Raw genomic sequence first — 13,295 nt, 5'->3', positions numbered from 1 at the left:
CCGAAACTCGGTGAGGGTGGGCTGCGCGAGCGAGCCCGCCCACACCGCGGCCACCCAGCCAGCAACCTACGCCAGCAAGGCCTGCAGCGTCGCCAGGTCGTCGGCCTCTTCCACCGGTTTGTCCAGGCGCCAGCGCAGCATGCGCGGGAAGCGCACGGCGATACCGCTTTTGTGCCGGCGGGACAGGGCGATGCCCTCGAAGCCTAGTTCGAACACCAGGGTGGGGGTCACGCTGCGCACCGGGCCGAAGGTTTCCACGGTGGTTTTGCGGATGATGCTGTCGACCTTGCGCATCTCCGCGTCGCTGAGCCCTGAGTACGCCTTGGCAAACGGCACCAGTGCCCGCCCAGGCGTGCCGGCCGGGGCGTCCCACACGGCGAAGGTGTAGTCGCTGTACAGGCTGGCCCGGCGGCCATGGCCACGTTGGGCATAAATGAGCACGGCATCGACGCTGAAGGGGTCGATCTTCCACTTCCACCAGGTGCCCATGTCCTTGGTACGGCCCACGCCGTACAAGGCCTCACGCTGCTTGAGCATCAGGCCCTCGACGCCAAGGCTGCGGGATTGCTCACGCTGGCGGGCAAGGTCGGCCCAGTCCGGGCCTTCGAGCAGTGGCGACAGCAGGACCGGGGCAAGCGGGTGTTCTTCCACCAGGCGTTGTAGCTGGGTGCGGCGTTCGTGCTGCGGTCGGCTACGCCAGTCTTCGCCTTGCCACTCCAGCAGGTCGTAGGCTTGCAGCACGACAGGCGCGTCGGCCAGCAGCTTCTTGCCCAAGGTTTTGCGGCCAAGGCGCTGCTGCAGCAGCGCGAATGGCTGCACGGCCAGTTCCGTCGATGACTCGCCCGGCTTCCACACCAGGATCTCGCCATCCAGCACCACCCCATCAGGCAGTGTCTGCGCCAGGCCATGCAGTTCGGGGAAGCGCTCGGTGACCAGCTCTTCGCCCCGCGACCACACCCAAAGCTGGCCCTCGCGCTTGACCACCTGGGCACGGATGCCGTCCCACTTCCATTCGATCTGCCAGTCACTCGGCGGGCCGAGCAAGGCGTCGAACTGCTCGCTGGGCACCTGCAGTGGGTGGGCCAGGAAGAAGGGGTAGGGCTGGCCGCCGCGCTGACTGTGTTCATCGGCGGACTCCTCGGCGACCAGCTTGTGGTAGCTGGCGGCGTTGGGGCGGTGACTGATGTCGGTATACCCAACCAGCCGCTGGGCCACGCGTTTGGCGTCCAGCCCGGCCAGTTGCGCCAGCGCACGGGTGACCAGCAGCTTGGACACGCCCACGCGGAAGCTGCCGGTGATCAGCTTCAGGCACAGCATGAGGCTGGGGCGTTCCAGTTGCGCCCACAGCGCTGGCAAGCGTTCGCGGACCTGCTCGGGCGGCAGGCCTCGCAAAGGCAGCAGATGGTTTTCAACCCAGGCTGCCAAGCCTTCGTCGTTGCCTTCTGCATGCTGCGGCAGCAGCAATGAAATGGTTTCGGCCAGGTCACCGACTGCCTGGTAGCTTTCCTCGAACAGCCAGTCCGGCAGGCCGGCCATGGCCGTTGCCAGTTCGCGCAGCAGGCGCGTCGGCACCAACTGCCGAGGGCGCCCACCGGCCAGGAAATACACCGCCCAGGCAGCGTCTTCGGCGGGCGCGGTGGCGAAGTAATCACGCAGCGCTTCGAGCTTGGCATTGCTGGAAGTGGTCGCGTCCAGGCGCAGGTACAACGCAGCGAACGCTTTCATGGCGCAGGCTCGGGTGTGGCTGCATCGTCTTCGTCGCCGTACTCGGTCACGAAGGCACGGGCATCCAGGCCTTGTTCGTTGAGGTAACGCACCAACACATTGACCGAACCGTGGGTCACCATCACCCGTTCGGCACCGGTCTGGCTGATGGCCCAGAGCAGGCCTGGCCAGTCGGCATGGTCGGAAAGCACAAAGCCCCGATCCACACCGCGGCGCCTGCGCGTGCCGCGCAGCAGCATCCAGCCGCTGGCGAACGCGTCGCTGTAGTCACCGAAGCGGCGCATCCAGCTGCTGCCGCCGGCTGACGGAGGCGCCAGGACCAATGCCCGGCGCAGCATGGGGTCGTTGCGCGCGATATCGCCGGCATAGCGGGTATCGGGCAGATGCACACCGGCTTCACGGTACACCCGGTTGAGCGGTTCGACGGCGCCATGCACCAGGATCGGGCCGATGCTCGCGTCCAGGCCGTGCAGAATGCGCTGGGCCTTGCCGAAGGCGTAGCAGAACAGCACGCTGGCCTTGCCCAGCTCGCAATTGGCCCGCCACCAGGCATTGATGCCGGCGAAGATCTCGCTTTGGCTTGGCCAGCGATAGATCGGCAAGCCGAAGGTCGACTCGGTGATGAAGGTGTGGCAGGGCACCGGCTCGAAGGGCGTACAGGTGCCATCAGGCTCGACCTTGTAGTCGCCGGAGGCCACCCAGACTTCGCCCTGGTACTCCAGGCGCACCTGCGCCGAGCCCAGCACATGCCCGGCCGGGTGCAGGCTCAGGGTCACGCCGTGGTGCTGCAGGCGCTCACCGTAGGGCAGGGTCTGCAAATCGATGTGCTGGCCCAAGCGGCTGCGCAGGATGCCGGCGCCCGGGCTGGCGGTCAGGTAGTGGCCGTTACCGGTGCGGGCGTGGTCGCCGTGGCCATGGGTGATCACGGCGCGGTCCACGGGCCGCCACGGGTCGATGTAGAAATCACCGGGTGGGCAGTACAGGCCTTCGGGGCGGGCGATGACGAGGTCCATGGCGTAGGCGCTGGTTACCGAGAGTACTTGTTAGGAGCTCGGAACCAGCTTGGGAGTTCGAACCATTTCTTCAAGGGAAAGGGTCACAGGCTTCCATGCCCGGGTACGCTACTTGCCCGGCACCAGCGTCAAGCGCTGGTTGCCATACGCTCGCGCGAAGTTCTGCTGTTGCAGCGGCAAGCTCATGAAGCGCCCTTTGAACCAGGCATCCAGCCCATCGCTGTAATGGGCGCTGGCCGGGTTGCCGGACTGGCCACTGCTGGTCAGCACCTGCAGCGGTTCGGCCTGGCCGAAGTCGACGATCATGCGCGCGGAGGCGGGCAGGCGCGTGGTGAAGTCACTGCCCCAGGCGTAAGGGGTGAGCGCGAGGGTAGTGAAGTCGCCACCTGCGGCTTGCGGCGCACGGCTGAGGGCATCGCCCAAGCCATGGTAGGCCGGCGCCGGCCAGTGGTACTGGTGCAGCTTGCCCCATTGCCAGGCGCGGCGGTCGGCGCCCAGCTGCGCAGTGCCGGCATCCACGGCTGCCGCCAGGCTGCGGGCCAGAATGGCTGGCTTGTCTTCTTTCTGCGGGGTGTTGCGGTCGTCCCAGAACGGGCTGTCGTCGCGCCCCAGCAGGTGATCGGCCTGTGCCGAGAACGACAACCGCGCGTTGCTTACGAAGGCCTGCCAGGCAGGGCTGGACGCAGGGCCGAGGTCATCGAGGAAAGTCTGCCTGGCGACTTCCTGCAGGAACAGTTCATACAGCGCGGCGTCTGCCGATACCGGGCTCAGGCGACCGTCGAATGCCTTGAGCCGCGCCAATGCCTCGCGGGCCTTGTCGCGTTGTGCGCCTGGCAGGGCGTCGATTGCCTGCTTCAGCGGCTGGGCCATGCCGGGGGCGTCGAACATCTGCTTGAGCTGATTGGCCATTAGCGTGACCTGGTCGTTCTGCAGGGCCATCAGGCTGCGGCTGTCATGGCGGCCATTGCCAGCCAGCTGGGCCAGACGCTCGGCACGCTCAGGGTAGTACCAGGTGCTGGACAGCTGCATGCCATAGCCGCGTGGCTGGCTGCGCTGGTTGGCATGGCCGATCCAGCCAGCAGTGGGGTCCTGGTCGTACGGGTGCAGCATCGGGTCGGCGTAGCCGTCCCAGTCATAGCGCCCGTCCCAACCAGGGGAGGGCAGCAGGCCCTGGCCTTCGCGGCGGTTGGGGTAGCGCCCGCTGACCTGCCAACCGATGTGCTCGGGCTCGGCGAACACGAAGTTGAGGGCGGCCGCAGTGACCTCGCGGGTGCTGTCGAAGGCGCGCTCGAGGTTGCCGGCGCGGGTCAGGTCGAAGAGCGCATCCAGGCTCCGGTCGCCCTTGAACTGCGGCAAGTTCAGGGCCAGGCCCAGGCTGGCGTTGTCGGGCTGGGCCAGCAGGGTGCCGTGGCGGGTGTCATACATCACTTCGCGCTGTGGCCGCTGGCCGCGCACGAAGAAGGTTTCGCTGCGCGCGCGGGCCGGCACCCACTTGCCATCTGCCAGGTAGCTCAGCTGGCTGCCCTGGCGGCGCAGTCGTTCGAGGAACAGGTCCTGGTTGTCGGCCATGACTGCGCTGCTGCTCCAGGCCAGTTTGCCGTTGTAGCCGGCCAACACGATCGGCAGGCCCGGCAGCGACAGGCCGGCAACCTGGTACTTGCTGGTGTGGATCTGCACCGGGCTGAGGGCCCAGGCGGCGCGGCTGTCACTGGCCAGCAGGCTTTTGCCGCTGCGGCTGCGTTGCGGGCCCAGGGCCAGGTTGGCCGAGCCTGGGCTACCGAGCAGGTCGAGGTCGGCCAGCTTCTGGCTGGCGGCCGCCAGCGCCGGCAGCCCTGGCAACTGGCTGGCCAGGTTGAGGCCCTTGAGCTTGTCGACTTCGCTTGTGGCCAAGGGCTCGTCCGGTGCACCGGGCAGCAGCCAGGCCAGTTTGTCGCTGCCGACTTTCTGCGCCAGGGTCAGGGCGCTGAGTTCTTCCTGCAGGTTCACCGACTGGCTGAACGCATACAGGCAGAAAAGCAGCGCCGAATCTTCAGGCTTCCAGTATTCGGGGCGATAGCCACTGTTGGCCAAATCCGCTGGCAGCTTGTCGCGGTAGCGGAACAGGTAGGCATTGACCCCGCGTGCGTACACCTCGAAAAAGCGCTTGAGCCGTGGCGATGCGTCGGCGTATTGCTGGGCGGCGCTTTGCTTGAGGTTGGCGGCGCGCATCAGGCGGTCGATGTCGAGCGCGTCGCTGCCGGCCAGTTCCGCCAGGCGGCCTTGGGCCAGCAGGCGCATGGCGACCATCTGCTCGATGCGGTCGCCGGCATGCACATAGCCCAGGCTGAAAAGGGCGTCATGGAAACTGCTGCTTTCGATCAGCGGTGCGCCCATGGCATTGCGCCGCACCGAGACGTTCTGTGCCAGGCCCTTGAGCGGCTGCACGCCGCTGGCGGGTGGCACGCTGCCCTGGTAGCCGCCGGTCTGGCAGCCGGCCAGCCCAAGCAGGCCGAGCAGCGTGGCAGCGGTGGTGAACCGCGGGCGGAAGTGAGGAAAGGCGGCGGCGGCCATGGCAAGGGCTCCTGCAGGGCGAGGCGAGTTTGCAAAGGCGCTAAGGTAGTGAGCGCGCAGGCGCCATGCAAGGTCCCAGGTCGGTTTATTTGCCGGTGGCGGGTCAAACCTCGAAGTGCCCTGCCAGGGCGTCGGAAAAATGCGTGCAATTGATGCGGGCGTAACGCCGGTAATCACGGCTGACAGCGAACGCCGAGCCGGGCATCAGCAGGATCTTGTGCTGCTCCAGCTTGCGCATCAACGGCTGCAGGTCGGGCAGTTGCGGGTGGTAGACCCAGAGGAACATGCCACCCTGCGGCGCGATCTCGAACTGCCAGCCGCGCTCGAGCAGCAAACGCTGTGTCTGTACTTGCTGGCGGATCAGCCGCTGCTGCACATCTTTCATGTGCCGGGCGTAGGTGCCGTCCGACAGGATGGTGTTGACGAAACGCTCGCAAAACGCCGGCACCGCCACGCAGGTCAGCAGCTTGAGGCGGGTCAGCGGCTCGATCAGGTCTTGCGAGCAGGCGATGAAACCTACCCGTAACGACGCCGACAGGCATTTGGAAAAGCTGCCGACGTAGATGACCCGGTCCAGGTTGTCCAGTTCGGCAAACGTCTGGCGCACGGCCGGGCTGAAGTCGCCATACACGTCATCCTCCACCACGTAGAACTCGTGTTCCACGGCCAGGCGCAGCACGCTGAAGGCGTTGTGCGGGCTGATGTTGCTGCCAGTGGGGTTGTGGAAAGTGCTGTTGCAGAAAAACGCCTTGACCTTGTGCCTGGCCAGGTAGCTGCGCATCTCTTCTACGTCTGGCCCGTCCTGGGTTCGGCGGATGCCGACCACCTGGCCGCCGGCCAGTTGTATCAGCTTGATCAGGTTGCCGTTGCCCGGCTCGTCGACGAACACATGGTCACCCGGCTTGATCAGCAACCGGGCGACCAGGTCCAGGCCCTGGGTGGCGCCAAGCGTGGTCAGCAACTGGTTGGGGCGAACCTCAACCCGGGTCAGGCGTTTCATGTGCACGCACAGCTGTTTGCGCATGGGCAGGTAGCCCTGGATATCGCCGTACTCGGCCAGGGAGCTTTGCTCCAGCCGCGCCGTGCGCCGAATCGCCTTGGCCAGCAGCTCGGTGTCGCGCCACGCCGGGGGCAGCCAGCCGCTGCCAAGTTTGGTGTAGTGCTGGCCGCCCTGCAGCAGCCGGAACAGCGGGTCGCCGGCCATGCACTCGGGTTCGTGGATCACGTTCGCCTGCCGGCTGCGGTTGGCGACGAAGTAGCCGCGCCCTGGCGAGGCGGTCAGTACCCCTTCGCTGACCAGCTGGGCATAGGTCGAGACCACATCGTGGTAACTGAAATCGACCGCCGCCGTGAGCTTGCGAATGGAGGGCATGCGCTGCCCAGGCAACCATTCCCCTGCATCCAGGCGTTGCTTGAGCAATTGATGAAGGCTGCAGGTGCTCATGGCAGGTTCCCAACCGTTAGAAAAAAAAGCCTAACAGTTAACGGAAATGCTTGTCGACTGTTCGTTTGCACATGGCCATTACCTGCCACTATTCCCTCGTCGGAACTTTCGGCTGCCAGCCCTGGCAGCCCGTTTAACGTCTGTAAACACCAGACAACTGGATATCGAGCCGTGCACCCTATGGACATGCAATCAGCCGTCATTGCCAGGCTTCCTGTGCCTGAAGAACTGGAGTCATTCAACGTTGTAAAAAACCTTGTGACCTCGGCGTTACTGGAGTGCTGTTCAATTGAAGAATTCGAAGCGCTGAAACAAACCGATGTTATTGAACGGGTGGCGGAACAGGCCCATGACGACTTGTTGGCATTCGCCAGCAAAGACCCTGCCGCCGGCCGCGACCTGGTATTCATTGCCAGAACTTATACGTCCTATGCGGCGGTTTTGCATTATCGGCTTGCACACTGGGTGTACCGCCATGGCGCTTCGGTATATGGCGCCGGTGGGCAGTGCCTGGCCGCCATGATCTCGCGCCGCGGCAAGATGCTGTCGGGCGCAGAGATCCACTTCCGCAGCCGTATTGGCGCGCGCTTCATCATCGACCACGGCATGGGCACCGTCATTGGTGAAACCGCGACCATCGGTGACGACTGCTACGTGCTCGGCGGCGTCACCCTGGGGGCCCGCGGCATCAGCGGCAACCCTTCCAGCCCCCGCCACCCGACACTGGGCGACCGGGTTCAGGTCGGCGCGTTCGCCAGCGTGCTAGGGGCTATCCACATTGGTGACGGCGCCTTCATCGGGCCGGGCTGCATCGTTACCAAAGACATCCCTGCCGCCGCCCGGGTGCAGGTTAAAACATCATTGCAGGTGGTACTCGAGTCATGAATGCTCTGAATTACGAAGTTCTGCGCAATACCGAAAAACTGTATTACAAGGATCAATACCTGGCCGCTGCCAATACGCAAGTAACGCGCGTGCACAGCGACGGTATCGAGTTGCAAAGTACCGTGGCTTATCCGGAAGGCGGTGGCCAGGAAGCTGATTATGGAATCATTGAACTTCCGATCGGCAAGGTGCGTTTTGTCTGGGTCAAGAAACTCTATGGCAGCCCTATTCGCCTGGAAGGTTTCAAAGGCGGGAAACTGGGCGGCATCATCATTCACACCGTGCACCCGGACGACTTGCACTTACTCGATGAAGTGACTGTCGATATGCCCGCCCGTGTGAGCATCGATATTCAACGGCGCGAGCGGCTAACACTCTCTCACAGTGCCAGCCACTTCCTGTATGCCGCTGCCATCGGCGTGCGTGAGGAACTGAAGCAGTGGACCATCGGCTGCCACATCAAAGAGGACACGGCTCGGTTCGACTTTCTGGTCGAGGACGCCTTCACCGCTGAGGAGGTGATCGAGATAGAACGGCGCGCCAACGAACTGATCGGTGGCGACGCGCCCATCGAGCATTACGCCGTCGAGGGGCTGGAAGACGCACGCTTGTGGACCTACAACGGCATCGAGATTCCGTGTGGTGGCACCCACCTCGATTCGCCAAGGCGCATAGGGCGCCTGAGCGTGAAGCGCAAACGGCTGGGCAGAGGCAAGGAACGCCTGATCTGCGTGTTCCCGGATGCCGAAATCGACCTTAGCGCCTACCACGAGCATGCCTTATGAACACTACCCTGCCGCGGCGCACCTACCTGTACTTCACCGCCCAGTCGATCAACCTGACCACCGCCGTGATGTCGGTGACCATGGCGGCCATCGTTGGCGCCGCACTGGCCCCCGACGCCGCATGGTCGACGGTACCGTATGGGTTCCAGTTCCTGTGCCTGATGCTGGCAACCTACCCGGTTTCCAGGTTGATGAGCCGTATCGGCCGCAAGAAGGCCTTCATGCTGGGGGCCATTCCGCTGGCGGTGTCTGGTGTCAGCGGCTTTCTGGCGGTGGAGCACCAGCATTTTGCCACGCTGGTACTCAGCCACTCGGCGCTGGGTGTTTACATCGCCTTCGCCAACTTCAACCGTTTTGCCGCCACCGACAACCTTTCCCAGGCCCTCAAGCCAAAAGCCCTGTCGCTGGTCGTGGCCGGGGGCGTGATTGCCGCCGTGGTGGGCCCGACGCTCACCGAGTGGCTGCGTGACGTGGGTGGCTACCCACTGTTCTCGCTGTGTTATGCCGCGTTCATCGGGCTGGCGCTATTGTCGTTGCTGATTGCAGTGTGCCTGCCCAACGACACCGGCCTGGCCGCTGCAACCGGCAGCGCTGCCACGTCGGCCAGCAGCCGCAGCGAGCCTTTGAGCCCCAGCGTGTTGGTGGCAATGGCGGTCGCGGCGCTGGGCTACGGCATCATGAACCTGCTGATGATCCAGGCCTCGATGCACATGAAGCATATGCACGAAGACTTTACCGACGTGCGCCTGGCCATCCAGTGGCACGTGATCGCCATGTTCGCCCCGTCATTCTTCACCGGGGCGATCATCCAGCGCCTGGGCATCCGGACTACCATCTGCGCGGGCCTGGCGCTGTTGATCGGCTGCTCGGCGCTGAATATCTGGTCGCACAGCTACAGCATGATGACCGCGGCGCTGATCGCCCTGGGGCTGGGCTGGAACCTGACTTACGTCGGCGGCGGAGCCTTGTTGGCGCAGTCGCTGCAAAACAGCCCGGCAGCGATGCAGATGCAGGGCAAGAACGATCTGGGCATTGCCATCTGCGCCACCATCGGTGCGTTCAGCCCCGCGCTGCTGTTGAGCACAGTGGGCTGGGACGGCACCAACGCCATCTGCATGGCCCTGTGCATCGGCCTGCTGATCGCCACCGTTGGCCTGTTGCAGAGCAAGGCCTGCCTGCAGACTTCCATGGAAGGGAGCCGAAAATGAGCGAACTCATCAACGTCAGCGAGCGCATCTACACCAAGCTGGAAATGAACAACCCCGGTGGCAGCCACAAGTACCGCGCCGCCCGGCGCATCGTTGAGCACGCCGTGCGCAATGGCGACATCATCCCTGGGGTGACCACGGTCATCGAAAAAACCGGCGGCAGTTTTGGCTTCGGCTTGCTGGCGGCATGCCACGCGTATCAGGTGGCCGTCGAGCTGGCGGTTGGGCTGAGTTTCAGCCAGACCAAGCGGGACTTGCTGGAATGCTTCGGCGCCCGGCTGATTGGCAAGGAAATGCTGATGGCCGGTGCCACGCCCAAGGACGTGGTGATGCACCACCTGGAAAACCAGGCCGCGCTGGGCAAGTCATACTTCTATACCGACCAGTTCAACAACCCGGTGGGTATCGAAGCGCACCGCTACCAGACAGCCAGTGAACTGGCGCTGCAACTGACCAACGCGGGCGCCGGCAAGGACATCCTGTTCGTTGGCTGCGCGGGCACGGGCGCCAGTTTCACGGGCATTACCCTGGGGCTGAAGGATCACGGTTTCGAGGTGTCGACAGTGCTGGTCGACCCCAACGGCTGTGACTCCAAGGCTGGCGTATTCACCGATCACCGCTTCGAAGGCATGGCGGTAGGCGTCAGCCCGCCATTCCTGGACTGGTCGCTGGTGGACGAACGGGCCCAGGTGCAGCATGCCGAAATGTTGGCAGCGCAACGTTGGTTCTACATGCAAAGCGGGGTCTTCGTCGGTAACACGGCCGCCGCCTGCCTGGCGGTTGTCCAGCGCATGGCCCAGCAGCCGCGCTATGCGGGGACCACCTTGGTGACCATCGCCTATGACGCCGGCCTGTGGTACCAGGACTTGCTGGGGGCGAACCGGCGCAAGGCCGCGTAGCGCCAGGCACGGCGGGCAGTGCTGGACCGGGGGCATGGTGCGCGAAGCAGGCGCGGCGGGCCATACCCCCACAGACGCGCTAGATCAGGCGCCGTGGCACTTCTTGAATTTTTTCTCGCTGCCGCACGGGCACGGGTCGTTACGGCCAACGTCCTTCAGGGCGTTGCGTACCGGCTCCTGATGGCCGTGGTTGCAGTGTGGGCCGTGGACATGGCCGTGGTCGTGGTGATGGTCATGGTCGTGGTTGCAGTCAGGGCCATGAACGTGGGGTTGCTGGGACATTGCAGGGTTACTCCGGGATGTGATCGCCGGGGATTATCTCACCACTGCGCGATAAGTGCAGGTCCCGGTGAATCAGCAGGCCAGTGGCCAGGTCGCCCTGCAGGGTGTAATGCAGCGGCTGCCCACTTTTCAGCAGCTTGGCCAGTGGCTTGAGTTGCCGCCAGAGGTTGGTGCGTGCGGTGATCTTGAAGGTCCGCCGGTCGTGGCCGCCTACGCTTCGCCACAGGCTGGTTTCATCCTGCACCAGCAGCAGGTCATTGAGCCGCACGGCATAGGCCAGGCTGCGAATGAACAGACGGCTGTCGTTGGGGTTGATGACCTCCAGGTGCAGTACGAATTCCTGCTGCAGCAACCTGGCCTTGACCGTTTCGACCTCGACCAGGTGCACTTCAGGCGGGCGCCAGTCGTCTGCGCTCCAACTGGCGCAGCCCGTCAGCAATGCCAGCAGCGAACCGAGCAGCAGCAGACGGGCGCGTTCGATCATGCTCGGTTCCCCATGTAACTGGCGCAGCATTTCTTGAACTTCTGCCCGCTGGCGCATGGGCAGGGGTCATTGCGCCCGGCCTTCAACGCGACCGTGGGGTCTATGAAGTACCAGCGCCCGGCGTGCTGGACGAATGCCGAGCACTCGCGGTGCTGGTGGTCGCCGTCCGGGTCGTGCCAGCGTGCGGTGAACGTGACAAAGGCATGCTCGGGCTGGCCGCCCAGCACCTGCGCGCTTTCCACTTCCAGCCCCAGCCAGGTGCTCTGGGCGCTCCAGGCGGCCATGCCGGCGCGGTCCAGCTGGGCCTGTTGGGCGGGCAGGGTGGTGGCGACCAGGTAGTCGACCAGGCCCAGCACGTAGGCACTGTAGCGTGAGCGCATCAGCGTCTGGGCATCGGGTGCGGGGGTACCGGCATGGTAATGCCCACAGCAGGCATCAAGCAGGTTGCCACTGCCACAAGGGCAGACCGAGACACTCATCATCACCACCAGTACTTGCCAAAGTTTTCCGGGTTGGCCCAGAACTGAGTGGGGTATGGCGGCAGGCCAAGCGTAGCGGGCTTCATAGAGGACCTCAAGGAGTTTGGTGACAAAGCTGGTGACAGTGTTGGTGACAGACAGCAAGACCGCAAGGGCGAATTAACCGGGGTCCTTAACGCGCCCACGGGCACCCATGCGAGGGCCTACGGGGGAGCCTGCGCGGGAAGTCTTGTAATGGTGACCTTTCAGATTTTTCTGTCAGATTCTCAAGAGGGTCGGCGAGACCACAACCAGAACCCCAGTTGAACGGCCAGACAGACCCAGTAGAGGGCCTGTAGGTGGTCCATGGGGTTCTCCTTGAGGGATTAGAGTGACTTGTGAAAGCGAACGTCTGTGAGTTCGTGTTGCAGGGCTACCTCAAGGAGGCGCTCATATGAATGCGGCCAGCTCCCTTGGGATTGGTCGTCAGAGGCGCCTGATTGAAGCAAGGCATAGCATAGCGCCGCATGTGGAGTCAGAGACTCGACAGGCACTTTGGTTACTACCCGTTTACCCTTGTAGGTGTAACACAGCGTGACACTCATGGAGGCGTCTCGTCAGGACAAGTTAGTCATTCAGCATAGCCCGTCACGCTTCGTTTGAGGAAGTGTCATTCAACTCTCAGCGGGCCTTGAGACGCCTTGCAGCGGTCCTGATGTCCCTCATTGCGATTCGATAGTTGTCCTTCTCTCGTTCGAGCAGGTGAACCACAGCAGCCTGTATCGACACACGTTCAAACCCTGAGCCTTCCAGTTCAAGCCAGCGCTTGACGATCATGTTGGACAGCTTGAAGGAATACCGGGAGAGCAGCGTAAAGGTCAGCTCTTTGTCGAGGATGGTCATAGGCTGGAAACGACCATAGCCATCTGGTGCTTTGGTCTCGACATACTGACATTGGTCCAAATCTGGGCCGATCTCGTTGAGCATCTTTCGGATGTCCCGAAGGACGTGCTTATGGTTCTTGCCGGTGATCTCAGCGATCTCCAAGGACGACATACCGGGCAGGCCGTTGAGGGTCGTTGGGGATACCGCTCCGGCCTTGGAGATGTTCTCGAAGATGGTTGCTGTGTTGGTGGTCATGTTCATGCCTCCACCTCATAGCCCATAGCTTCAATGAGGGCCACAGCGCCCTTGCGGACAGCCTTTACCTCACCTTCAGGAGTGATCCAGACGTTGCCCTTGCGGACCTCAGCGAGCATCTCAGGGGCCATCAGGGTCGTCCTCAAGGACTTGGGTCGGACTGGCTTAACGAGCGCCTTAGCAGCCTTCAGGGACAGGAGAGTGGTTACATTGTTGTTCATGTTCATTGGTCTTTTCCTCTTGTTTGCTCCCTCAAGTTCGCTCCCACGGGCAGCCGAAAGACCCGACCAAGGGTTCTGCCGGTGGCATGAAGGAACAAACAGGAAGACTTTCGATTAGATGGATGCCCAGCGACGGGCGATGATGCGGATAGGTGAAGCTGTGCCCCTGCCGGTCCCTCTTTAGGTCCGGCCTTACGGGGC

Annotated in this window: 13 protein-coding genes; 4 read left to right on the top strand and 9 right to left on the bottom strand. The window is 63.5% G+C overall.

The annotated features are described in order from the left end of the window. Positions 1–66: 66 nt before the first annotated feature. The 4 genes from QME24_RS17605 to QME24_RS17590 form a co-directional block, all read right to left on the bottom strand. A complete protein-coding gene (locus QME24_RS17605) occupies positions 67–1,725 on the bottom strand; it encodes an ATP-dependent DNA ligase (protein ID WP_235768023.1) in 1,659 nt (552 codons plus the stop codon). Next, entirely contained in the window at positions 1,722–2,738 is a 1,017-nt protein-coding gene (locus QME24_RS17600) for a ligase-associated DNA damage response exonuclease (protein ID WP_009684579.1), read from the bottom strand. The genes QME24_RS17605 and QME24_RS17600 overlap by 4 nt, the downstream gene beginning before the upstream one ends. 108 nt (positions 2,739–2,846) lie before the next feature. Further along, the gene (locus QME24_RS17595) at positions 2,847–5,288 is read right to left on the bottom strand and encodes a penicillin acylase family protein (protein WP_054904063.1); all 2,442 of its coding nucleotides are present in this window, start codon (positions 5,286–5,288) and stop codon (positions 2,847–2,849) included. Between the two features lie 103 nt (positions 5,289–5,391). Then, on the bottom strand, positions 5,392–6,732 hold the full coding sequence (locus QME24_RS17590) for a PLP-dependent aminotransferase family protein (protein WP_054904064.1): 1,341 nt from the start codon (positions 6,730–6,732) through the stop codon (positions 5,392–5,394). 180 nt (positions 6,733–6,912) lie between these two features. Between QME24_RS17590 and QME24_RS17585 the strand changes: the two genes are divergently transcribed. Genes QME24_RS17585 through QME24_RS17570 form a run of 4 tightly spaced genes read left to right on the top strand, consistent with a single transcriptional unit; the run spans position 6,913 to position 10,509 of the window. Continuing rightward, on the top strand, positions 6,913–7,617 hold the full coding sequence (locus QME24_RS17585; protein ID WP_054904065.1) for a serine O-acetyltransferase: 705 nt from the start codon (positions 6,913–6,915) through the stop codon (positions 7,615–7,617). Next, positions 7,614–8,402, top strand: coding sequence for an alanyl-tRNA editing protein (locus QME24_RS17580; RefSeq protein WP_054904066.1), 789 nt, complete (start codon positions 7,614–7,616; stop codon positions 8,400–8,402). The genes QME24_RS17585 and QME24_RS17580 overlap by 4 nt, the downstream gene beginning before the upstream one ends. Continuing rightward, the gene (locus QME24_RS17575) at positions 8,399–9,610 is read left to right on the top strand and encodes an MFS transporter (RefSeq protein WP_054904067.1); all 1,212 of its coding nucleotides are present in this window, start codon (positions 8,399–8,401) and stop codon (positions 9,608–9,610) included. The genes QME24_RS17580 and QME24_RS17575 overlap by 4 nt, the downstream gene beginning before the upstream one ends. Next, the gene (locus tag QME24_RS17570) at positions 9,607–10,509 is read left to right on the top strand and encodes a pyridoxal-phosphate dependent enzyme (protein WP_235768021.1); all 903 of its coding nucleotides are present in this window, start codon (positions 9,607–9,609) and stop codon (positions 10,507–10,509) included. Before QME24_RS17575 ends, QME24_RS17570 begins: the two co-directional genes overlap by 4 nt. Before the next feature lie 84 nt (positions 10,510–10,593). On the opposite strand, the gene QME24_RS17565 is transcribed toward QME24_RS17570, so the two are convergent. The 5 genes from QME24_RS17565 to QME24_RS17545 form a co-directional block, all read right to left on the bottom strand. Then, the gene (locus QME24_RS17565) at positions 10,594–10,791 is read right to left on the bottom strand and encodes an SEC-C metal-binding domain-containing protein (protein WP_009684590.1); all 198 of its coding nucleotides are present in this window, start codon (positions 10,789–10,791) and stop codon (positions 10,594–10,596) included. 7 nt (positions 10,792–10,798) lie between these two features. Further along, positions 10,799–11,275, bottom strand: coding sequence for an LEA type 2 family protein (locus QME24_RS17560; protein WP_009684591.1), 477 nt, complete (start codon positions 11,273–11,275; stop codon positions 10,799–10,801). Further along, complete coding sequence (locus tag QME24_RS17555) at positions 11,272–11,754, bottom strand: YchJ family protein (protein ID WP_009684592.1); 483 nt, start codon at positions 11,752–11,754, stop codon at positions 11,272–11,274. The genes QME24_RS17560 and QME24_RS17555 overlap by 4 nt, the downstream gene beginning before the upstream one ends. 660 nt (positions 11,755–12,414) lie before the next feature. Beyond that, positions 12,415–12,879, bottom strand: a complete 465-nt coding sequence (locus QME24_RS17550) for a Rha family transcriptional regulator (protein ID WP_103438344.1) — start codon at positions 12,877–12,879, stop codon at positions 12,415–12,417. Beyond that, a complete protein-coding gene (locus QME24_RS17545; RefSeq protein WP_103438343.1) occupies positions 12,876–13,100 on the bottom strand; it encodes a hypothetical protein in 225 nt (74 codons plus the stop codon). The genes QME24_RS17550 and QME24_RS17545 overlap by 4 nt, the downstream gene beginning before the upstream one ends. Positions 13,101–13,295: the final 195 nt, after the last annotated feature.

Source organism: Pseudomonas sp. PARCl1, from assembly GCF_947311875.1.
Classification (GTDB): domain Bacteria; phylum Pseudomonadota; class Gammaproteobacteria; order Pseudomonadales; family Pseudomonadaceae; genus Aquipseudomonas; species Aquipseudomonas juntendi.
This window is presented reverse-complemented; position numbering and strand designations above follow the sequence as displayed.